This window comes from Jeotgalibacillus sp. S-D1 (genome assembly GCF_004358665.1).
GTDB lineage: Bacteria > Bacillota > Bacilli > Bacillales > Jeotgalibacillaceae > Jeotgalibacillus.
Genome location: NZ_SMZR01000003.1, coordinates 138,478 through 161,244, shown reverse-complemented (window position 1 = coordinate 161,244; position 22,767 = coordinate 138,478). Strand labels below are relative to the sequence as shown.

The window sequence follows — 22,767 nt, the reverse complement described above, 5'->3', positions numbered from 1 at the left end:
GTTTTAACAATAAGCATTGAAATATATGGGAAAAGGGCAGTCATCTTTACTGCACCTTTTCCCTTTTTATGTTAAAGAATAAGTAGTTCTCGCTTATAAAAAGGATCTGAATATTCAAAATAGTAAAAAAGTCACAGTTGAATCGCCAGGTTATTTAGTTATCATGACTTATGTGGTATAGACAACTATACTTTAAGTGCCATAAACTAGTATTGTAAGAAAAATTAATCTTTATTGAGAACACCTACTAAATTAAGCGGGGAGGAACGAATGAAAAAGCGACTGATTTCAGCAGCATTGGCTATCGTATTAGGATTGACCGTTTTTGTGCCAAGTGAAAATAGCGCATTTGGGAAGGGAGGCAAGGATCGATCAGTGTTTACCTGGAATCACCCCAAACCATCTGCACCAGTACTGCATCCGGGTTCTGCTAAAAGTGCGGGTATGCTGAAGGCACCTTTAGAAAAAATTGATCCGCTGATGGAGCAATTGATTGGCGAGAAGGTCATGCCGGGCGCTGTAGCTTTGGTGGCAAGAAGCGGTCATATTGCGAAACATGAAGCCTACGGATACGCATACCGCTACACCGACGACCAATTCACGGAAGCAGAAAAACCTTTGAAAATGAAAAAGAACACGATTTTTGATCTTGCTTCAATAAGCAAAATTTTCACCACTACGGCCGCAATGAAGTTATATGAAGAGGGATACTTTGAACTGGACGATCCCGTCGCTTCCTACATACCAGAATTTGCTGCCAATGGCAAAGAACATGTCACGATTAGACAGCTTATGACCCACACATCCGGTTTTACTGCCTGGATTCCTTTGTACTCACAGGGACAGAACAGAGAAGACCGCCTGCAAATCGTTTTTAAACAGCCGTTAATTAACGCTCCAGACTCCACTTACCTATACAGTGACTTAAACATGATTACCCTTGGTGCTCTGATCGAACGCCTTTCAGGCAAAAGATTAGATACATTTATTGAAGATAATATAACCAAGCCGATCGGCATGAAGGATACAATGTATAACCCCTCACCAAAACTTAAAAAACGCATTGCTGCTACAGAATACCAGCCAGCCATCAATCGTGGACTGGTATGGGGAGAAGTTCATGATGAAAACGCCTGGTCTCTTGGCGGAGTTGCCGGCCATGCCGGAGTGTTTTCCACTGCTGAGGATCTGGCGAAATTCGCCCATATGTTTTTAAATGAAGGCCGTTATGGAGGCAAGAGAATATTGAAGGCCGAAACGGTTGAAAAACTGACAGAAAATCAAATTCCGCAATTCCCTGGAAATGATCACGGACTGGGCTGGGAAATGAATCAGGGATGGATGATGGATGCCCTCTCAGATGAAACATCTCTTGGGCATACCGGTTACACCGGGACTTCCATTGTGATCAATCCCAAAAACAAAACCATTGCAATATTGCTGACAAACAGAGTCCACCCAACGAGAAATACTGTATCAACAAATGTTGCCCGTCGCTCTTTTGCAAGACTCGCGGCTGATGCGATTCCTGTGAATAAGAAAGGGAAGGAAACTGCATGGTTTTCCGGATATGGCGATCAATTGCAGCACAATTTAATAACGGAAGTAAAACTAAACAAACCGGCGACGTTAACCTTTGATACATGGTACAGAATAGAACAGGACTCGGATTATGGCTTTGTTGAAATCTCCAAAGACGGAGAAAACTGGACAGAAGCACTTCCGGCGTTGACAGGAACCTCAGACGACTGGATAAAAGAAAACGCGGTAATTCCTGCAGATACCCGTTTTATCCGTTTCAGATATCAGACGGATGCTTCAGTTAATGGACGGGGCTGGTATGTTCAGAACATAGCACTAAAAGAAAAAAATGGGCGGAATGTAAAGCTTCAGCTGGAAGGCACCGGCTGGACCGAAAGAAATTATTAGACAACAGACAAACGGAGGGAACCAAATGAATAAGGCACGCAGAATTTTTTGTTTTTCAATTCTTTTCGTTGCACTGATCCTGTCAAGCTTTCCAGCTCTGCCTGCATCCGCTGCAGGCAAAGTGAAAGACGTGATCATTTATCAAAATGTTCCTCAGGCAGATATTTCAACAGCAGAGGGAGCTATTCAGTTAAAAGCATTAAACGTATACAAGGATGGCAGTTTTCTGTTTTCTTCGACAGGATTAACCTGGAAATCCTCCAATAAAAAAGTAGCAACTGTCGATCAGGATGGAAATGTAACATTTACAGGCAAAAAAGGAAAAGCGTTTATCAGCATCAAGGATGGAAAAATGACTGATAAAATAGCTGTCGAAAATAAAGGAAAAGAGCCTGTTCCTGCGATTATCAAACAAAAAGGGAAGAAATATGATCTGATTCCAAAGGCTATTAAGAAAATGTCATTGGAAGAAAAGGTAGGGCAGATGCTCATGCCTGATTTCCGTAACTGGGAAGGCAAAAACGTAACAAAGATGCTGCCTGAAATTGAAAAAATCGTAAAGGATTATCATCTTGGCGGAGTCATTTTATTCCGTGAAAATGTTGTAACTACTGAGCAAACAACTGAATTAGTTCATGACTATCAACAAGCTGCTGAAAAATATGGCCTGCTGATGACCATTGACCAGGAGGGCGGTATCGTTACCCGGCTGCAATCCGGTACCGACATGCCGGGGAACATGGCACTGGGAGCAACACGGTCACCAGATATTTCTTACAATGTAGGAAAAGCGATCGGTGAAGAACTCAACTCCCTTGGAATCAATATGAACTTTGCTCCTGTAATGGATGTCAATAATAATCCTGATAATCCGGTTATCGGCGTGCGCTCGTTTGGAGAAGATCCAGCTCTTGTAGCGGACATGGGTGTCGCTTATACACAAGGCCTTCATGCTGCCGGTGTAGCTGGTGCAGCGAAGCATTTCCCGGGGCATGGAGATACTGCAGTAGATTCACACCTTGGACTGCCGGAAGTGCCGCATGATAAAGAAAGGCTGATGGAAGTAGAACTTTATCCATTTCAAAAAGGAATGGAAGCTGGTGTAGATGCGATTATGACTGCACACGTAACATTCCCTATGATTGACAGCACAAAAGCAATTTCCAAAAAAACGGGCGAAGAAATTGCACTCCCAGCTACCCTTTCTCACAAGGTGCTCACAGAGCTGATGCGTGAGGAGATGGGCTACGAAGGACTTATCACAACAGATGCCATGAATATGGGTGCCATTGTCGATCATTTTGGACCGGTTGATGCAGCTATTCGCGCAGTGAAGGCTGGTACAGATATTGTGTTAATGCCAGTAGGGCTGAGCGAAGTAAGAAGCGGCCTGCTGGAAGCGATTAATTCCGGTGAAATATCTGTCGACCGGATCGAAGCCTCTGTCGAAAGAATTTTAGCTCTTAAATTAAAGCGTGGCGTAATTAAAGAAGTAACCCCGACGCCTGTTGAAGAGAAAATTGCAAATGCTCTTGAAGTTGTAGGAGCAGAAGAGCATAAGCAGGTAGAGAAAGAAGCCGCCGAACGCTCGATCACACTTGTGAAAAATGAATTGGCACTGCCGCTGGCTGCTGGAAATGGTGAAAACATTGCAGTAATTGGCCGATCTTATATTCAGGATCTGGGCAATGCGGTAAAAAAATATCATCCAAATACGACAGTCATTGAAGTTCCGGCAGATTTTAAACTGACTGCCAAGCAGCAATTTTTAGTCAGGCAGGCAAAAACCATCATCGTCGGAACGAGTACATCGACTGTGGCGGCCAGATCTCCGCAAAATGCACAAATGAAGATGGTTAATCAATTGATTAATGATTATAATGCACCGGTTGTAGCGGTTGGAATACGCAACCCTTACGATATCATGGCCTATCCGAATACAGATGCCTATATCACGCAGTACGGTTTTAGACCGGCAAGCTTTAATGCCACAGCTGCAGCTATGTTCGGGGAAAATACACCTTCAGGAAAGCTTCCTGTAACAATCCCTGGTGCTAACGGCAGCACAATGTATCAATTCGGGCATGGATTATCGTATTAATCTAAAAAACGGGAGGCGTTCGGTTTGAAAAAATGGCTTATCACTTTATTAACGGCAATCCTGGTTCTTTCCTCATTATCAATGGTTTTTGCTGGTGATGAGAAAGTAAACGGAAAAGGAAACGGCAAAAAACTGCAAATCGGCATAGAAGTATTGCTTAAGAAGGAAAGGGATTTGATAGAGGGGAAACGGGTGGGGCTGATTACGAACCCAACCGGAGTAGATTCAAAATTAAACAGTATTGTAGATTTGCTTTACAATGATCCAAAGATTGAATTAACAGCGTTATACGGACCAGAGCATGGTGTTAGAGGCAGTGAGCAGGCGGGATCATACGTTGAGTCCTATATTGATGAAAAAACCGGGCTGCCTGTCTACAGCTTATATGGCAAAACAAGAAAACCTACTCCGGAAATGCTGGAAAATGTTGATGTGCTTGTATTTGATATTCAGGATGTAGGCTCCCGTTTTTACACGTATATCTACACGATGGCCTATGCAATGGAGGCAGCAGCAGAAAACGATATTCCATTTATAGTATTGGACCGCCCTAATCCGCTTGGAGGAACAAAAGTGGAAGGTCCTGTTCTTGATCCGAAATATAAATCGTTTGTTGGAAATTACGAGATTCCGCTGCGTCATGGTATGACAGTGGGCGAACTGGCTGGTTTGTTTAACGAAGAGTTTGAAATCGGAGCCGATTTGACAGTGGTTGAGATGAAGGGTTGGAAACGGAATATGTACTATGAAGACACGAACCTTCCGTTTGTGATGCCATCACCTAATATGCCAACCTTTGAAACAGCTCTTGTATACCCTGGAGCAGCGCTGATTGAAGGTACGAATGTGTCAGAAGGCCGAGGCACAACGAAGCCATTTGAATTAATCGGAGCTCCCTTTATAAATGCGGACGATCTTGCCACTGAGCTGAATGATTTAGATTTACAGGGCGTCACGTTTAGAGCAGCATCTTTCACCCCTACATTCTCTAAACATGCCGGCAAGCTGTCTCATGGTGTGCAGGTTCATGTGGACGACCGAAACAGTTATAAACCGATTGAAACAGGCATGCATATTGTTAAAACCATTCAGGACATGTACCCGGATGATTTTACATTCCTTGCAGAAAACAGTGCCGGCATTGCATTCTTTGATAATTTGATCGGCAACGGCTGGGTAAGAAAAGGACTGGAAAATGGAAAATCAGTAGGGAAATTGTCAACACAATGGAAAGGCGGGCTAAAGGAATTTAAACAAACGCGTAAGCATTATTTGCTTTATTAATTTGAAATGAAAAGCTGGGAGAAAAATTTCTAAAAGTGAACCGGTTAATTTCCGCTGCAGGCGAGGCTTTCCGCGGGGCGTGCGGTGAGCCCTCCTCGAGCTAAAGCTCTCCGGGGTCTCACCTGTCACGCTTCATCCCGCAGGAGTCCCGCCTTCCGCTCCAATTACCTAAGTGTTATATCTTTTAATGTAAATTTAAAAAATGGTTTTGTTCAAGAAATGCCCTTACGAATATTTCTTTCGTGAGGGCTATTTACTGACTTTTTTTTTGTTTTAGCGAACGATGGATATAGATAAACCTTTTTTAAAATCGTTTATTGATTTGCAGGCGCAGAGCGAACGCCTTCGTGCTGCAATCAACAGCCATGTTTAGAAAGCATATTAATAAAACCAGAGGTAGTGGCAGTTTTCATACCTCTTCATTTCCCGGGAAATGTTGTTTATCCTCCAGAACAACAGGAAACTGGTATAATACATAACAGAATGTGAATAGTAAAAACTATTCCCACCCCAAAAGGAGTCTTATATGAATCATAACAGCTTTAAAGATTATCAAGTCAGTGCAGAAATTCTGCGTGCATTGGAACGGTTGAATTATACCCAGCCGACCCAGGTTCAAAAGGAAGTTATTCCGGTTGCCCTTCAAAAAAGAGACCTTTCGGTTAAATCGCAGACAGGAAGCGGGAAAACAGCTTCATTCGGTATTCCTTTATGCGAGCTGGTTGAATGGGAAGAAAATAAACCCCAGGCACTGGTCTTAACACCTACAAGAGAACTGGCTGATCAGGTAAAAGAAGATATTACAAACATCGGACGTTTTAAGCGTATAAAAGCAGTGGCTATTTATGGGAAACAGCCGTTTTCAAGACAAAAAACAGAATTGAAACAAAAAAATCATGTTGTTGTCGGAACCCCCGGGCGTGTGCTTGATCATATTCAAAAGGGTACCCTTCATCTGGATAAAATTCGTTTTCTTGTGATTGATGAAGCAGATGAAATGCTCAATATGGGCTTTATTGAACAGGTAGAAGCGATTATACAAGCGCTTCCTGTTGAACGGATGACGATGCTGTTTTCCGCTACATTGCCAAAAGACGTTGAAAAACTGTGCCATAAATATATGAAAAACCCTAAAGACATTACGATCGAATCTTCCAGTAAAGGCAATGACCACATCCAGCACAGCCTTTATCATGTAAAGGAAAGTCATAAATTTGGGTTGCTGAAAGATGTCACTATTATGGAAAAGCCCGACAGCTGTATCATATTTTGCAGAACAAAAGACCGGGTCGATGAACTTGCCAGGCAGCTTGACCGCATTGGCTACACCTGTGACAAGATACATGGGGGAATGGCGCAGGAAGATCGATTCGCTGTCATGAACGAGTTTAAAAGGGGAGAATTCCGGTATTTGATCGCTACGGATGTTGCTGCCAGAGGAATCGATATTGACAGCATCACACATGTCATTAATTATGATATTCCTCTTGAAAAGGAAAGCTATGTGCACCGGACAGGCCGCACAGGACGTGCTGGCAAAACGGGCATAGCCATCTCATTTGTAACCGAATATGAAGATCGCTTTTTGTCGGATATCCAGGAATATATTGATGCTGACATCATTGAAAAAGCGGCTCCTGCTCAGGACGAGGTGGCCAAAGAAAAAGAAGCCTTTGATGAGAAAATGGATGAAATCCCAGAGATGAAGATAGACAAGCGGGATCAGGTCAGTGAAGATATTATGAAGCTTTATTTTAACGGAGGGAAGAAAAAGAAATTAAGAGCAGTAGACTTTGTCGGAACCATTGCAAAAATTGATGGAATTCAGGCAGAAGACATTGGAATCATCACCATCCAGGAGAATGTTACCTATGTGGAGATTTTAAATGGTAAAGGTCCTCATGTATTGCAGGTAATGAAAACGACACCGGTTAAAGGGAAAAACCTTAAGGTTCACCGTGCGAGAGAAAAGTAAATGTGAACAATAAAAGCGATCAGTGCTACGCTGCTGATCGCTTTTTGTCATATTTAATTCTTCTTTTGTTCGAAAATTAAACTTTTTTTGGCCATTAAGTATTGCAGAGCCGTTCTAAACGTCGAAAATGCTTGTATGGTTTTGAGATTAATATGTCCGTATTCAACCATTCTCTGAATAAATACAGGTGCAAATCCTACGTACAGCGCTTCAATTCCCATAAGTTGAAGGGCTTTAGTTAAGTCCTCTATTTGCCGGCTTAACAATTCAAAGTCCTGTTCATCGAGATCTTCATAGGTAATGCCTGTAAAATCAATGACAGCATGCTCAATATGGCCTGTTTTACATCCCATAAGAATCTTGGATTGAATATGATTAAAACGATAGTCAGTCAGTTTTCCTAAGAGAGGGACAAGAATTGTATCAGGAATGATAGATGAGATAATCGGTGCAGAAAGATCCTGAATCATGGATTCCAATTGCTTTACCTTTTCCTGCAGCATCTGGTTTTCCTGCGAAAGCTTTTCGAGTTGATTCAATGAACAAGACCCCTTTGTCATTTTAAAATAGAAAAAATTTCACTTTATTCTAATTAATTCTATCGTACTATCTTAATGAGTCAAACTATTTTTGCGTTTCTAATTAAGAGACTAAGTGGCTTATTTGGTAAAGGAGATTCTCTTTTGAACACGATGGTGTACTTTATACGGCAAGCCGAATCTGTAGGAGGAAACGAGAGGTTTAACTAAAAAGGGTTTTAAGTAATAAGGATACTGGGACAAATGTGTCTCATCCCAGCCGGTTCACTGCGCGTCAGGCGGACGCTTTCCTCAGGGACTTCTCTTGAGCCCTCCTCAAGCGAAGTCAAATCCTGCAGGAGTCGCCACCTTCCGCTTCGTTCACCTTATATTTGCAATTAAAACAAGCTAAAGGTCGATTATTGTAGTACCAAAAAGTGTTTAAATGATAGCAAAAACCACGATAATTCCTATGATAATTAAAATAACAAAAAACAGTGCAGCCACCAGTAAAATCACACCAAACCCTCTTAAACTGGAGAAATGATGAACAATCCCGATAGCTTTGCAGGTGATAACGGTTCCCCATATCCCTAATCCAACGGTAACAAGCAATGAGGCAATGTACACTCCAATCGGTAGTGATGTGACTGCAAATGTTGAAGGATCAGGCTCTGTGATAAACACTTCCCCATAAAGCACAGCCAACAGCAAATAGATAATGGCAACCCCTATTTGAGGAATGTAAGCCGGCCCCATTGCCCTGATCATGTCCTGGTAGTTGCCCGTTCCTCCCAGCATTTTGCCGATCAGCACATAAAGACCTGAAATAATAAAAACACCGACAATCCCTGAAATTGCCCCGAGCACCAACGCCAGTACAAAGACTACTATCGTTGAAAGGCCTTCATTAAAGCCTGAATCCTGCACATTAATTAAGCCTGAGCCGAGACCCCCCAATGCAGCTACAAGGACAGTAAATAACGCCGTCTTTGTTTCAATCACTTGCTTTATCGTCTGTTTTGGTTTTGTCCATACCGACAAAAATGGATTTGATTCCATTCGTACAATTCCTCCTTCATATTTCTGTTCTTCTATACATTTGTATACGGTAAAGGGATAAAATGGTTTCGTTTTTTGGATATTTTCTTTTTATACTGTCTGTTTAATTACTTAGTGTGGGAAGGTAGTTCATTTTGATTGGATATGACGGGAACTAATATCCATAAAATGCATAAATAATAATTAAAATTTATATTATATTACAAATAATAGATGTATTTATATTTTTAAATTTATAATAAACCATTATATTACAAATTAAACATCATGTTTGTTTTGTTCTTTCAGACTTTCCTTCTTAGCTTTTTTCCCGTTGATATAAACACCAATGAATACCATAATCCCTCCTGCAATTTGTACCGCTGTAATGGTTTTACCCATGAGTAAGCTGATGATGGCTGTAAAAACAGGGATTAAATAAAGAAAAATACCGACGCGTGAAGCGTCTATGTACCTAAGTGAGACATTCCAGAACACAAAAGCTCCCACCGAGGGAAATAACCCCATGTATGTGATGCCTAAGAGGCCCTGAGTGCTCACTGAGGAAGGCAGCCCCTGGTAAAGGGTTACTGGCAGCAGAATGACCAAACCGATGATCACAGAGACAGCAGTGGCTGCGATAGGCGGGATTGCTGTCATTTTTCTGCCCATTATGGAGTAAACAGACCATAAAAGCACTGCCAGCAGCATCAATAAATCACCGGCGTTATACTGGACTTCAGCTAAATCCCCAATGCGCCCGTTTGTCAGCACCATCAGGACACCGCCAAGTGACAAAACAAGACCTATAAGATTCCAGCGGGTCAATCGCTCCCTCAAAAGGAAGGTCGACAGCACCACGATCAGGATGGGGCTTATTGAATTGACCAGTGAGGCATTGACTGGCGTCGTGTATTTTAAAGCTTCATATAACAAAAAGTTATATCCGATGATACCCAGTAGTGACATGGTCGTTAATAGTTTCCAAGACTTCCACACGTCCTTCCAAACAGGTCTTTCAATATAGTGGGCAAGCGGCCATAAAAGGACTATAGCAATAGCCCATCGGATGAAAGTCATTTGTATTGGCGTCATTTCCTCTACTACATATTCCCCAAGCACATAATTCCCTGCCCAAAACAGTGGTGCCAGGCATAAAAAGAGTAAAACATAGGATTTCTTCATCTTGAAATTCACCCGTCTTTCATCCTGATTCATATAATGCATTCTGCGGTTAACTATATCGGAATTTCCAGTATTTTAACAGAGTGATTTTACCGGATGCTTTTTTCAGACAAACAGTCTTAATGGGACAGAAGGATTTTAATAGAAAAGAAGTAATGATGGGGGTAAAATGGCATAGATTCCAACTTGTATACAAATATGTTTACAAGAATACAAAATGTAAACAAATAGTATACAAAACTGTAGACAAGTATACAAACACGTACACAAGTTGTTAAATCAACATGCGTACAATTATGTGTACAAGTTTACGTAAATGTACACATATTGTGTACACTTTTGTATACAACTAGCTGGTTATAACATGACTAATGAATGATTGACGATGATAAAAATTTTCTATACTCTTAATGGTAGTGGTAAAAGAATCACGTGAAACCATAATATACATAATGAGAGGAATGGTTATGATGAGTAGATCAAGAATTGCAGCGATCGATGTTGGTAACGATTCAGTAAAAGCTTTATTTGGAAAGGCTGATTATGAGCTGAACATCCCAAATGTCATCGCTAGAGATAGAGCGGACCGTCCTGTAATTGGAATAGAAGAATTAAATGAGAAGGATCCTGTTGATGGAATTCATATCCGCGTACATTCCCCTGCTTTGCAGGATAATAATGCGATTTATCGTGTAGGTAATTTAGCGACAAAGAGCGACAACGCAATGGAACTGGATCCGGGAAGCAGCAAGTCAGAAGAAGATCAATCTCTTGTGATGCTGTTCGCTACTTTAGCGTTAGATGCAGTAAGAGATCAAAACGCAAATCAATTTAAAAAGAATAATAATGTAGTAGATGCAAGCTATATTTTAGGAACGGGACTTCCTTTAAGAGAAGTAAAAGAAGGAAAAGATGTTGGTTTCCGTTCTCAATTACTGGGTTCTGTTCACCAGGTTGAATTCCTTGTAACTCCTAAATACCAGGGACAAAAAGTAAATATTAAATTTGATGAAGTGAAAGTTTATCCGGAAGGATTTGCTGCATTTATTAATCTAGTAATGGATAACGATGGCAACATCATTAACCGTGATCTGATTGATAAACAAATTCTGATTCAGGATATTGGCGGTCTTTCAACTGATATCGCTGTTATCCGCAACCGCAACGTAGATGATGACCGTGCTCAGGGCTTTAATCTTGGGGTATCTGAATCATTAGAAGCCATTCGTGAGGAAATCCGTACGAAGCATGGCGTTGAACTGGATACCAGACGTGATGTAGTGGATATTATTACGAAGAAAAATGACCGCAATCATATTATGGTTAAAGGTAGCCGTACAAGTGTCCACGACATTACGGACCGCATTTTGCTTGACCTTGCTAAGAAGGAATACCGTCATTTGCGCAATGTCTGGCAAAAAAATTCACAAACGGAAATTTGCTATTTCGTTGGCGGTGGAGCAATGGTGCTTAAAGAGTATATTAAGACGCTTAATAACAATCTTGATGGCTACAACATCGACTTCTTTGAAGATGAGAAAGAAAGCATCTGGATGATGGCAAATGCTTATTACAAATTAATCTCTGATTTTGACAGAAAAAATAATAAAGCGGCTGCGCAAGACCCAAAAGAGAAAAAAGCAGCCGTTAAGTAATAGGTTGCATCTATGAGTAATATGTCTACCAATGGGATCAAAAAGGGGCAGGCGATCACATTCCGCCTCCCTGCTGATACCCCGGATCATATTATCCGGGAGCTTCAAAAGCTTAAAGAGACTGAACGCAGAAACTTTTCGAGTAAGATTGCGGAGTTCGTTTTAGAGGGGATAGGCAGTCATCAATCCAAGGAACGAGAAACAGTGTCTGTTCCACTACCCAAGCCATTGAGCAAAGAACAGCGAAACTGGATTCGTCATTCTCATTCAGAAGCTTTATTGGGCAATATTGTTTATCAGCTGCTCTCCGATCCAGTGCGGGCGACGGCGATCCTGGCATCAATGAACAGCACGTCGCTGGATATTGATGAGGCTCTGTACCTCCAGGAAAGACAGCAGGATGTATCGACTCGCAGAGATAATGAATCGACTTCTGGTGCAGACAATGAAGCTGCTGCCTCAAAAAGTAAATTTTCTGATGATGATCTTATGAACTTTGATTGGAATGCAGCAGAAAAAGATACATCTTCATCTGCTCCTCAGGCTGAAGAAAAAGTAGAAAACATTGATGATTTGCTTGGCGGATTCCTGGATCGTATGAATAAATAATAAGTAAAGAAAAAGACATCTATTGGATATAGGTGTCTTTTTTATTTTAATTCATTTACATTATTATGCTATTTATTTCTTTATATAATTACTTTGTTCCTCTTTTTCCCTTCTTCTTCGGCTATTCATAAATAAAATTACAGCACCCAAAGTGGAGAAGAAAAGTATCATATAATCATATGGAGTTGGATCTTCTGCCGTTACAATAAGATAAAAAAGGCGAATCGAATTTATAAGTAAAACGATGCTGAGAATTAAATCAAGCTTTCTAAGATTCATACATGTCACCACCTTTAAGATAAGTATTTTTAGAAGAGACTGAGAAAACACTCATATAAAAGTCCTTACGAACAAAGAATCTTATTCGTAAGGACTTTATTGTGCGCGGAAATTGCATTAAGTTCTTTTTTAGTAACGTACTACTCTGCTTCAGCTTCAAACAGTTTAACGATCTCAACGATTGTTTTAACAGCGAGTTCCATGTTTTGAACTGAAATGTATTCATATTTACCGTGAAAATTTTCTCCGCCGGTAAAGATATTTGGCGTTGGAAGTCCCATGTAGGATAGCTGAGAACCGTCTGTACCGCCTCGGATAGGCTCGATAATTGCTGAAATATCCAGGCTGTTCATTGCTTTTTCGGCAATGTCAACTATGTGGCGCACAGGCTCAATTTTTTCACGCATATTAAAATATTGATCATTCATTTCAAGAGTAGCTGTGCCTTCTCCGTGCTTTGCGTTTACTTCCCGTACAACGTTTTGGAGAAGCTTTTTCCGGCTGTTGAATTTTTCGGCACTGTGGTCACGAATGATATAATCCATCACTGTTTTTTCAACATCGCCTTCAAAATTCATCAGATGGAAAAATCCTTCATATCCCGAGGTGAATTCAGGTGCTTCATCCAGGGGAAGAAGTCCGTTCAGCTCCATAGCAATCTTGATGGAATTTACCATTTTGTTTTTAGCTGTTCCCGGGTGAACATTGGTGCCATTAATGACAATACGGGCACCTGCTGCATTGAAGCTTTCATATTGAAGCTCGCCAAGCGGTCCACCATCGATGGTATATGCGTATTGTGCATCAAATGCCTTAACATCAAACTTATGTGGTCCCCGGCCAATTTCTTCATCGGGTGTAAAAGCTACCCGGATGCGGCCGTGCTTGATCTCAGGATTTTGTAGCAGGAAATGCATTGCGGTCATAATTTCCGTAATCCCAGCTTTGTTGTCGGCGCCTAAAAGAGTGGTACCATCTGTCGTAATGAGGGTGTGTCCGACATAATTTGCAAGCTCCGGAAACTCTTTAGGGGACAGAACAACGTTAAGCGCCTCATTTAAAATGATATCGCCGCCCTCGTAATTTTCAAGCAGCTGCGGGTTTACATCGGTGCCGGTAAAGTCAGTTGCTGTATCCAGGTGAGCCAGAAAACCGATGGTTGGTACTTCCTTTTCCGTGTTGGATGGGAGAGTGGCCATTACGTATCCGTGTTTGTCGACGGTTACATCCTGCATGCCAATCTCAATTAACTCATCTACTAAAAGGTTTGCTAATTCACGCTGACCTGGTGTTGACGGAGTAGATAAAACAGCTGCATCCGACTGTGTTTCCATTTTTGCATATGTAGTCAGTCTGTTAATTAAATCCTGCTTCATTAAGGTTGTCCTCCTGCTTTTTCTTCAGTATAACATCAAAGGGTGCACGCCACCTCACGAAATAACTGAGAAGCGGCATGCACCCTATTTTTATGTTTCCAGCTGGACCTGATTTTGCAGAATCCAGGGTTTTAGTTTTACAAATATCGGGATAAAAAGAGCGGTGATAAATGCACCTTTAATTACATTAAAAGGCAGGATAGCACCGATCGTCGTGTACCATTTAACGGTCGGGTCGAGCATGATATCCATTCCGAAAAACCATGCGTAAGCTGGCAGGATAACAAAATAATTTAACACGGCAAGCAATAAAGCCATTAAAACCGTTCCTGCTATAAGGCCATTTGCCAATGCTTTTTTGGTTTTTCTTTTATGGTAAAAGAAAGCCACAGGAAGGATAAATGCACAGCCGGCGATAAAGTTTGACAGCTCGCCAATTGGAATGCCGCTTCCCCGAAACAAATAATACAAAATATTTTTTAATGCTTCAACTATTACGCCCGCCATCGGTGAAAACAGCAGTGCAGCCAGCAAAGCCGGTACATCGCTGAAATCAATTTTTAAATAGTCCGGCAGAAAAGGCAGCGGAAAATTGAGAAGCATTAAAATAAAGGCAATAGAGCTAAACATCGATAACTTCACTAACATCTGAGTGCTTTTCATACGAGTAATCTCCTATTCTTTCGTTCCACTCGCAGAAGTATTGGCTGGTGAAAGGTGACTTGGAAAACAACTTCTCTATCTCGAACATCCCTATGAATCATCCTGTGAAAACAATTCACCCCTCCTGAACGTTCAGAAGGGGAGAAGGTAGCACGAAATAGAGGGTCGTTTGTAAAAAAAACCCCTCAACCTGATGCCTCCATCTTCTCCCATCCAGACTGTAACTGTCGGCCTCCGGTTTGCACGGAGTCAGCAAATAGCACCTATTCGCTCGCGGGCTCAAACTAAGTTTTACCGCCGGTCGGGAATTTCACCCTGCCCTGAAGATGGAACGATATTTTATTTTACTCTTTAGTTATACAACGTTTGAGTGCAAAATTCAATTAGTTGGTTTTAATTCATACCGGAATAGTCTGTTTTTTTCTTACTGCGGTGGTAAAGATTCACAGACACGGACAGAGTCTGATTAATGATACTGAAGGGTGGCTAATTTTCGGTCTAATTGCACAAAACAGAAGGTATTTCAGCCTCCGTACAGAAGTTAGTTAACAGATAAACTAACTCCAGGAGGTAATCATTCATGATTTCATTTCCACAGCCTGATGTAGAAAACTTTTTTCAAACGTTTTCTATTCAATCATTTACTGTCAGTCCTGATGAATCACAGCTTGTTTTCAGCACCAATTTAAATGGGAAATTTAATTTGTGGGCAATGGACCTGCCGGATACTTTCCCATACCCTTTGAGTTTTCATAATCAAGGCAGCTCAGAATTGACCTATGATAAAAATGGACAGTACATACTTGCCGTCATTGACAATGATGGGGACGAAAATGGGCAGATTTACGCTTTGCCTCCTTTTGGGGGTGATTTAAAACGCATCAGATACCAGCATGATGCACAGCATATGATGGTAAGTTTATCGAAGGATGGCAAGCGGCTGTACTACACTTCGAATAAAGAAGATCAGACGTATTTAAAATCCTATTGTTATGACCTGGAATCCGACAAAGAAAAAGTCATCATTCATGGAAAAGACACGGCGACCTACCTTTACGCAAAGAGTCCGAACGAAAAGAATTTTATTTATATAAAAACGTTTGGCAATACTTATTCTTTAGCTTATGCGAAATATGGTGAAAAGGACGTGCTGCTTACGCCGGAAACGACCCAAAAGCATACTGTTTTAAGTCCTGCGTTTATTACGGATACGCTGATTTATTTTATTACCAATTATGATTCAGACTTTTCTTATTTAGCCCGATTTGATCTGGAAAAAAATGAATTTACTAAGGTGGCAGAGGTGGAGGATGAGGACTTTATAGAGCTCTATTACAATGAAGCAGCCAACGCACTCTATGTTGCAAGCGAAAAAGGTGTCATCGATCATCTTTACAAAGTAGGGCTGGAAGATCAATCAATTGAAAATATTGACCTTCCTGCGAGTGTCATAGACGGTGTGCATCTTGCTGAGTCAGGAACTCTTTATATTAATGCCAAATCAGCAACCAGGCCGTCAAATATTTATCAGCTGAAGTCCGGAGAATGGACCCCGCTCACCAATTATGGGGTGCCGGGTTTAATCCGGGAGGAATTATGCGAGCCTGAAATTCATGCATATTCATCCTTTGACGGTCTTGAAATTGAAGCACATTTTTTCCGGGCGAAAAAGAGCGTCAGCAATGGGCACGTTATTTTATGGCTGCATGGAGGACCGCAGGCAGCCGAAAGGGCAACCTTCCGTTCATTGTTTCAGTTTTTGGTTCATCGGGGCTATAGTATTTTTGCGCCAAACTTCCGAGGTTCCACCGGATATGGTCTGGCATTTTCAAAGATGGTGGAAGGGGACTGGGGATACGGTCCGCGGCTGGACAACATCCAGGGCTTGGAATACTTGATAGAGCAGGGCTATGCGGAAAGAAATAAAATTTTGCTGATGGGCGGAAGCTACGGCGGATATATGGCGCTCCTTCTTCATGGCCGTCATCCGGAGTATTTTAAAGCAGTGGTTGATATCTTTGGTCCGTGTAATCTGTTCAGCTTCATTGATTCTGTACCGGAGCATTGGAAGCCGCTTACGAAGCAATGGGTGGGTGACGCTGTGGAAAATAAAGAAAAATTAACAGAGGATTCACCTATTCAATATCTTGATACGATGACAAAACCAATGCTTGTCATCCAGGGAGCAAAAGATCCCCGGGTCGTCAAAGCGGAGTCCGACCAAATCGTCCAGGCGCTGAAGGAAAAAGGTAGAGAAGTAGACTATCTGGTGCTAGAGGACGAAGGACATGGTTTTTCCAAAAAAGAAAATGAAATTAAAGTTTATCGAAAAGTGCTGGCGTTTTTTGATCAGTACATCACGCCGCAAAGTTAGAAGAGGATGTAAACGATGGGTAAACTAACAAAAGAGAACCAATACATTAAAAGTCTTCAGCTGAAAAAAGATCAGATTCGTTCATTTGACCAGTTTCCGCTAAATCTTCCTGCAGTCAGATCGCTGGACCAGCTGTATCTTCACCCTAATATTACTTACATTATTGGAGAGAACGGCATGGGGAAATCAACTCTTCTGGAAGGGATTGCTGTAGCGCTTGGATTTAATGCAGAAGGCGGATCAATGAACTTTAATTTCTCAAGCTATGATTCTCATTCTCCGTTAAACGAATATTTACGTGTAGCGAGGGGTGTTTACCGGCCGGAGGACAGCTTTTTCTTTCGGGCGGAGACTTATTATAACCTGGCGACAAATATTGAGGAGCTGGATCGGGAGCCCTCTTTTGGAGGGAAAATAATTGATGGTTTCGGGGGTAAATCCCTGCATGAACAGTCACATGGCGAATCATTTTTTGCAGCATTTCTCCATCGGTTCAGGGGGCAGGGGCTTTATATTCTTGATGAACCAGAGGCTGCACTTTCGCCGCTGAGGCAAATATCCATGCTTGGCCGCATGAATGAGCTGGTGCAGCAAGGCTCGCAGTTTATTATTGCTACCCATTCCCCGATCCTCATGGCGCATCCGGATGCTAAGATCATCCAGCTGTCAGCAGACGGCACAAACGAAATGCCGCTCGAACAAACCGAACACTATACCATCATGAAGCAGTTTTTTGAGGATAAGGACAGATTGCTGCATCATTTGTTTAAATGAAAAGCGATTCTGGGACATATAGGAGACAACGTTCCAAAAACAATAGACCGGTTTATTTCCGCTGCAGTCGGACGCTTTCCGCGTGGCGGGAGGTGAGCCACTTTGATGCTGTCGCATCTTCAGTGTCTCACCCTTCCCGCTGTATCACGCAGGAGTCGCCGCCTTCCGCTCCAATAAACCTAAGCGTCAAAAAATTATAGGGTTATAGAGAATGAGGCTGAAACATAAGTCTAGAAGTTATGTAAATTAAACCCTATTTCTATTTCGAATATGAGGTGAACGGAGCGGAAGGTGGCGACTCCTGCAGGATTTGACGGCAAGCTGAGACCCCGCAAGGCGAAGCCTTGGGAGGGTTCAGCGCCGTCCCTGCGGAAAGCGCCGCCTAAAAGCGCAGTGAACCGGTTAAAAGAGGTGAGACAGATTTGTCCCTCCTCTTGTTTTTTAAGATTTATTTTCCCGGATTCTTAAAATTTTACGAAATTGATTCCCTATTAGGGGGCTTTGCATCCACTCCATGAACCTCTTTTACATGCTTCATTATTTTCATACCCGTAAAGATAAATCCGCCCCAGATAAGGGCCGCGAAAACCCATCCTGTTATGGTCATATAGATAATCATTTGACCGTATCCGTCCGCACCGTACTCCGTCAGCAGCCAGGCTTTTAATCCGCTTTGCACTAGTCCCCTTAAGACGAACAGCGCTGTAACCAGCTGAAACCAGATAAACAGTCCTTTTTCATAATAAAGTGGTTTGCTGGTTTCTCTTGGGTAACCCTGGAGAAACGCAACATCAACCATAAAATAGAGTGCCAGGGGCCTTTTAAATAAGATCGACAGCAGATAGAGGGAGGTAAAGAAAAGACTCAGATAAATCTGGTTCCAAAGCATGGCCTCCGCCGAGGAAGAAAGCAGATTTACAGTTGTGCTGAGCACGAGGCTTCCCAGAATAAAAAGGCCCATAATATTAAACTGCCGCTCGCGAATAAACCGGTAAACGGTATAAATGATTCCTGGAACTGTGGAAAGAAGGATAGCCCAATAATCACCTAAAGGCTCCCGTCCATAATTCCAAATAACATAAGGGATCACTCCGTAGCACAAAATATCCAATATGATTATATATTTTTGCTTCAAATTCCATCCGCCTCTCACTCTTTTTTTCCTTAATTTAGTACATACTGATAATAGAATTATAGTTCATTGAAACGATAATGAACGTGATTTTTATAAAATTTTACTAAATGAACGCCGTATTCGGGTTTTAGCTTATAACTGATTGGCCAAATCTAATGCACTTTATTGTATGTTAGCTGCTTCTTTTGATATGATAAAGCTGTTAATCCAATTAATTACATACATCAACTGCTAGGGGTGCCCAATATTGCGTGGGCTGAGAGGAAAGCGCATATACTTTCCGACTCTTATGGACCTGATCTGGTTAATACCAGCGTAGGGAAGTAGTCGGACGTACGCGTCTTTAACGCTACCCTTTTAAGTCAGGTCCCTCAGAGGATCTGGCTTTTTTGTATTTAATTTGAAAAGGGGGGCGGGAATGAATACACGATTACTAACTTATATCGCTATGTTTACAGCAATTGGCGTGGTTGGTGCCCAGTTTATTTGGTTTCCGGCAGGGATCGCCAGAGCATATCCTGTACAGCATGCCGTGAACGTGATCGCAGCTATTACACTCGGTCCGCTGCCAGCTGTTGGCATTGCATTTTTAATTGGATTAGTTCGTAATTTGCTGGGGCTTGGCACGCTTCTTGCTTTTCCAGGAGGCATGTTTGGAGCGCTGCTGGCAGGTCTGCTGTATAAAAGGTTTGGCAAAAAAGCATGGGCAGCGGCAGGGGAAGTGATTGGTACGGGCCTGATTGGAGCATGGTTCGCTGTCCCTTTTGCCAAGGTTTTAATGGGCACTGCTTTTGCAGCATGGTTTTTTATTCCGCCATTTCTTATCAGCAGTATAACGGGAGCGGCACTTGGATGGCTGCTGCTATCAAGGGTTAAACAGGAGCAGCTGATCAAAATAAATGGATGACAGGAAGAACAGCCTAAACTTAGAGGAGGCAATAACATGACATTTACAGAAGAATTGAGAACTGAAAACCAGGATGTAGTTGAATGTATTTTAGAACATCCATTTGTACAGGGGATTGGAAAAGGGAACGTTCCAATGGAGGCACTTGCCCATTATATAAAAGCTGATTACGAATACCTGAATGCTTTTATGAAAATCTATGGTATTGCTGTCTCCAAATCTTCGTCACGTGAGGATATTGCGTATTTTAATAGTCAAATAGATTTTGTGTTAACCAGCGAGATTCACCCGCATAACAATTTCTGTGATCACATCGGGGTGGCGTATGAAGACCTGCAGGGGTATCCGCTGCCGCCAACAGCTGACCACTATATTAAACATATGATGTACCATGCGCAGTCTGGCAGTCTGGGAGAGATCATTGCCGCACTGCTCCCATGCCCGTGGACTTACTTTGAGATTGGCAAAGAACTTATGCAGCAATTCGACCCTTCACCTGATCATCCGTTTTATCCCTGGATTACTTTTTATGCCGATAAGCGGGTGGAAGATGTGGTGCTGGTGATGAGAAACCGTCTTGATCAGCTCGCGCAGGAAGCTTCTGCACAAGAGCGATCCAAAATGAAGGATGCTTTCCGTAAAAGCTGCCAGCTGGAATGGGCATTTTGGGAAATGGCCTATACATGTGAGGAATGGATTTCAAAAAAAGGGGTGACAGCTCATGAATAATCCTTCATGCGCACTAACGATTGCCGGTACGGATCCAAGCGGCGGAGCGGGGATTCAGGCAGATCTAAAAACATTTCAGGAATTGAAGAGCTATGGAATGTCTGTAATCACCTCTGTTGTGGCTCAGAATACAACCGGTGTAAAAAGCGTCCATCATCTCCCGCTGGATATGCTTTCACAGCAGCTTGATGCAATTAAAAGTGATATGCCTGTTCATGCATTAAAAACCGGCATGATTGCAGACATTGAAATGATGAATATTATAGCCGAATGGCTGAAGGATGTAACGGTGCCTTATGTTATGGACCCTGTGATGATTGCTACCAGCGGGGATCCTCTTATTAACGAAGATGCAAGGGAGTACCTGCGTGAGCATCTTGTGCCGTTAACCGCCATTGTCACACCGAATATATCCGAGGCTGAAGATATGACGGGGGAAAAGATCGAAACTCATGAAGATATGAAAAAGGCAGCAAAAACGATTGTTCATTCACTTGGAGCGGGTTCCGCGCTTATTAAAGGTGGTCATATGCAGGGACAGGCAGTCGATTATCTTTATGATGGAGAGAATATGTATTCCTATTCAAGTGAACGAATTGATACAAAAAATACGCATGGAACAGGCTGCACCTATTCAGCCGCCATTACGGCTTATCTTAGCCAGGGGCTGGAGCTGCCGGAAGCGGTTGAGAAATCTAAAAAGTTTGTAACAGCAGCAATCCGTCATTCGTTCTCTTTAGGACAAGGGAACGGGCCAACAAATCACTGGGGCATCAGAGAGGAGCAGCTAAATGGATTCTATAGTTGAAGAAGTCAGAAGAAAAAGGCCGCTGATTCATCATTTGACGAATCAGGTTGTCATGAATTTTACGGCTAATGGATTATTGTCCTTTGGCGGAACACCCATTATGGCAAAGGCTGTAGAGGAAGCTTACGATATGGCTGCTAATGCTGATGCTGTTCTATTGAATATTGGCACGATTATGGAGCAGGACATTCAGGCAATGATTCAAGCAGGAAAAGCGGCAAATGAAAAAGGAATTCCCGTGGTGTTCGATCCTGTAGGCGTTGCGGCTACACCTTTTCGGAGGGAAGCGGTTCGACAAATTCTGGGGGAAATAAAGCCTGCTGCCATTAAGGGAAATGCCGGCGAACTCGCTTACCTCGTCAATATTCCCTGGGAAATAAAAGGTGTGGACTCCTTAGGAACAGGAGATCTTGAGGAAATCGCTCGAAAAGTGGCGTCCGACTATCAGACCATTGCTGTTCTTACAGGTGAAACGGATGTAATAAGTAATGGAGAGGGAATAATTAAAAATACCGCAGGGAGTCCTTTGTTGAGTCAAGTAACGGGTACAGGCTGTTTGCTTGGATCGATTTTAGCCGCTTGTTTAACGTCAGGCCGACCTTTGCTGGAAAGCAGCATATCAGCTGTGGAGTTCTACGGCTTAGCAGCGGAGTACGCACAGCGGCAGCCGGACGTTAAGGGGACAGGGACCTTTATTCCGGCATTTTTAGATGCGCTTGGGCTTGAAAGAGCTGAACTGACTGGAGGAAGAGAATGAGTTGGAATGTCAATGAACTGCTTAGAAAATACTTGATTTTTGGAAGTCAAAACTGTCGCCATGATCCGGAAAAGGTGCTGGAAGAAGCCATCAAAGGCGGCATTACTGCATTTCAATTTCGTGAAAAGGGACTAAGATCGCTTGAGGGTGAAGAAAAAGCTGAACTCGGCTGGAAGCTTCGCCTGCTGTGCAGAAAACACAGCATTCCTTTCTTTATCAATGATGACATCGACCTTGCAGACCGCCTGGAGGTTGATGGCATTCATGTAGGACAGGATGATATGTCAGCCCAAGAGCTGAGGAAACGTTTTCCGGATAAAATTATCGGTTTATCCGTTTCCAATGACCGGGAAGTGGAACAAAGTCCTATAAAAAGTGTGGATTACCTGGGGGCAGGCCCAATGTTTCCAACGGCTACAAAAGAAGATGTGAAGCCGGTAGTGGGTGTTCAATGGATTCAGAAACTAAAGTCCAACTATCCTGATCTCCCCGTTGTGGGAATTGGCGGAATCACTACGAGCAATGCCTATCAGGTGATGGAGGCAGGAGCACAGGGAGTTGCCGTCATCTCTGCTGTCACACATGCACATAATATTATCGAAACGGTCCATAAGCTTTAACAAATATAGAAGACCCGTTGTAAATGAGGAGATCCTCAAAAGGCAGCG

General features: G+C 42.4%; 20 protein-coding genes and 2 riboswitches. Of the genes, 13 read left to right on the top strand and 7 right to left on the bottom strand.

All coding sequences use genetic code 11. The features are described 5' to 3' along the window. Positions 1-270 precede the first annotated feature (270 nt). The 4 genes from E2R51_RS11570 (at position 271) to E2R51_RS11555 (ending at position 7,289) form a co-directional block, all read left to right on the top strand. Positions 271-1,929 (top strand): serine hydrolase domain-containing protein, encoded by a 1,659-nt coding sequence (locus tag E2R51_RS11570; protein ID WP_133377235.1) that lies wholly within the window; start codon positions 271-273, stop codon positions 1,927-1,929. A gap of 25 nt (positions 1,930-1,954) precedes the next feature. Further along, positions 1,955-4,030: a glycoside hydrolase family 3 protein gene (locus E2R51_RS11565; protein ID WP_133377234.1), complete on the top strand. Its 2,076-nt coding sequence runs from the start codon at positions 1,955-1,957 to the stop codon at positions 4,028-4,030. Between the two features lie 24 nt (positions 4,031-4,054). After that, positions 4,055-5,314 carry an exo-beta-N-acetylmuramidase NamZ family protein gene (locus E2R51_RS11560; RefSeq protein ID WP_133377233.1) on the top strand — a complete coding sequence of 420 codons (1,260 nt, stop codon included), beginning with the start codon at positions 4,055-4,057 and terminating at the stop codon, positions 5,312-5,314. Between the two features lie 526 nt (positions 5,315-5,840). Beyond that, positions 5,841-7,289, top strand: coding sequence for a DEAD/DEAH box helicase (locus tag E2R51_RS11555; protein ID WP_133377232.1), 1,449 nt, complete (start codon positions 5,841-5,843; stop codon positions 7,287-7,289). 53 nt (positions 7,290-7,342) lie between these two features. Here the strand turns inward: E2R51_RS11555 and E2R51_RS11550 are convergent, their stop codons facing one another. The 3 genes from E2R51_RS11550 to E2R51_RS11540 form a co-directional block, all read right to left on the bottom strand. Continuing rightward, positions 7,343-7,828, bottom strand: a complete 486-nt coding sequence (locus tag E2R51_RS11550) for an STAS domain-containing protein (RefSeq protein ID WP_133377231.1) — start codon at positions 7,826-7,828, stop codon at positions 7,343-7,345. Between the two features lie 420 nt (positions 7,829-8,248). Then, on the bottom strand, positions 8,249-8,869 hold the full coding sequence (locus E2R51_RS11545; RefSeq protein ID WP_133377230.1) for a YIP1 family protein: 621 nt from the start codon (positions 8,867-8,869) through the stop codon (positions 8,249-8,251). A gap of 258 nt (positions 8,870-9,127) precedes the next feature. Further along, complete coding sequence (locus E2R51_RS11540; RefSeq protein WP_133377229.1) at positions 9,128-10,033, bottom strand: DMT family transporter; 906 nt, start codon at positions 10,031-10,033, stop codon at positions 9,128-9,130. A 470-nt stretch (positions 10,034-10,503) separates the two neighbouring features. On the opposite strand from E2R51_RS11540, the gene E2R51_RS11535 reads away from it, so the two are divergent. Then, a complete protein-coding gene (locus E2R51_RS11535; protein WP_133377465.1) occupies positions 10,504-11,688 on the top strand; it encodes a ParM/StbA family protein in 1,185 nt (394 codons plus the stop codon). Between the two features lie 12 nt (positions 11,689-11,700). After that, positions 11,701-12,297: a hypothetical protein gene (locus tag E2R51_RS11530; protein WP_133377228.1), complete on the top strand. Its 597-nt coding sequence runs from the start codon at positions 11,701-11,703 to the stop codon at positions 12,295-12,297. Positions 12,298-12,369: 72 nt separating this feature from the next. Here E2R51_RS11530 and E2R51_RS11525 read toward each other — a convergent pair whose 3' ends face one another. From E2R51_RS11525 to E2R51_RS11515, 3 genes are all read right to left on the bottom strand, one after another. Further along, positions 12,370-12,576, bottom strand: coding sequence for a hypothetical protein (locus tag E2R51_RS11525; RefSeq protein WP_133377227.1), 207 nt, complete (start codon positions 12,574-12,576; stop codon positions 12,370-12,372). A gap of 140 nt (positions 12,577-12,716) precedes the next feature. Further along, positions 12,717-13,952 (bottom strand): peptidase T, encoded by a 1,236-nt coding sequence (gene pepT / locus E2R51_RS11520; RefSeq protein ID WP_133377226.1) that lies wholly within the window; start codon positions 13,950-13,952, stop codon positions 12,717-12,719. Positions 13,953-14,042: 90 nt separating this feature from the next. Next, entirely contained in the window at positions 14,043-14,615 is a 573-nt protein-coding gene (locus E2R51_RS11515; RefSeq protein ID WP_133377225.1) for an ECF transporter S component, read from the bottom strand. Between the two features lie 197 nt (positions 14,616-14,812). After that, positions 14,813-14,947: riboswitch (FMN riboswitch) on the bottom strand. A gap of 248 nt (positions 14,948-15,195) precedes the next feature. Here E2R51_RS11515 and E2R51_RS11510 point away from each other — a divergent pair. Continuing rightward, complete coding sequence (locus tag E2R51_RS11510) at positions 15,196-16,989, top strand: S9 family peptidase (RefSeq protein ID WP_133377224.1); 1,794 nt, start codon at positions 15,196-15,198, stop codon at positions 16,987-16,989. 15 nt (positions 16,990-17,004) lie between these two features. Then, positions 17,005-17,763, top strand: a complete 759-nt coding sequence (locus tag E2R51_RS11505; RefSeq protein ID WP_133377223.1) for an AAA family ATPase — start codon at positions 17,005-17,007, stop codon at positions 17,761-17,763. Positions 17,764-18,235: 472 nt separating this feature from the next. On the opposite strand, the gene E2R51_RS11500 is transcribed toward E2R51_RS11505, so the two are convergent. Next, positions 18,236-18,898 (bottom strand): VC0807 family protein, encoded by a 663-nt coding sequence (locus E2R51_RS11500; protein WP_240733059.1) that lies wholly within the window; start codon positions 18,896-18,898, stop codon positions 18,236-18,238. 223 nt (positions 18,899-19,121) lie between these two features. Continuing rightward, positions 19,122-19,237: riboswitch (TPP riboswitch) on the top strand. A gap of 79 nt (positions 19,238-19,316) precedes the next feature. Here E2R51_RS11500 and thiW point away from each other — a divergent pair. Genes thiW through thiE form a run of 5 tightly spaced genes read left to right on the top strand, consistent with a single transcriptional unit; the run spans position 19,317 to position 22,719 of the window. Next, complete coding sequence (gene thiW, locus E2R51_RS11495; protein WP_133377222.1) at positions 19,317-19,805, top strand: energy coupling factor transporter S component ThiW; 489 nt, start codon at positions 19,317-19,319, stop codon at positions 19,803-19,805. A 36-nt stretch (positions 19,806-19,841) separates the two neighbouring features. Then, positions 19,842-20,534 carry a thiaminase II gene (gene tenA / locus E2R51_RS11490; protein WP_133377221.1) on the top strand — a complete coding sequence of 231 codons (693 nt, stop codon included), beginning with the start codon at positions 19,842-19,844 and terminating at the stop codon, positions 20,532-20,534. Beyond that, positions 20,527-21,342 (top strand): bifunctional hydroxymethylpyrimidine kinase/phosphomethylpyrimidine kinase, encoded by an 816-nt coding sequence (gene thiD / locus E2R51_RS11485; RefSeq protein WP_133377220.1) that lies wholly within the window; start codon positions 20,527-20,529, stop codon positions 21,340-21,342. The genes tenA and thiD overlap by 8 nt, the downstream gene beginning before the upstream one ends. Continuing rightward, positions 21,326-22,099, top strand: coding sequence for a hydroxyethylthiazole kinase (thiM, locus tag E2R51_RS11480; protein WP_133377219.1), 774 nt, complete (start codon positions 21,326-21,328; stop codon positions 22,097-22,099). Before thiD ends, thiM begins: the two co-directional genes overlap by 17 nt. Next, positions 22,096-22,719 carry a thiamine phosphate synthase gene (thiE, locus tag E2R51_RS11475; RefSeq protein WP_133377218.1) on the top strand — a complete coding sequence of 208 codons (624 nt, stop codon included), beginning with the start codon at positions 22,096-22,098 and terminating at the stop codon, positions 22,717-22,719. The genes thiM and thiE overlap by 4 nt, the downstream gene beginning before the upstream one ends. The last annotated feature ends 48 nt before the right edge of the window (positions 22,720-22,767 follow it).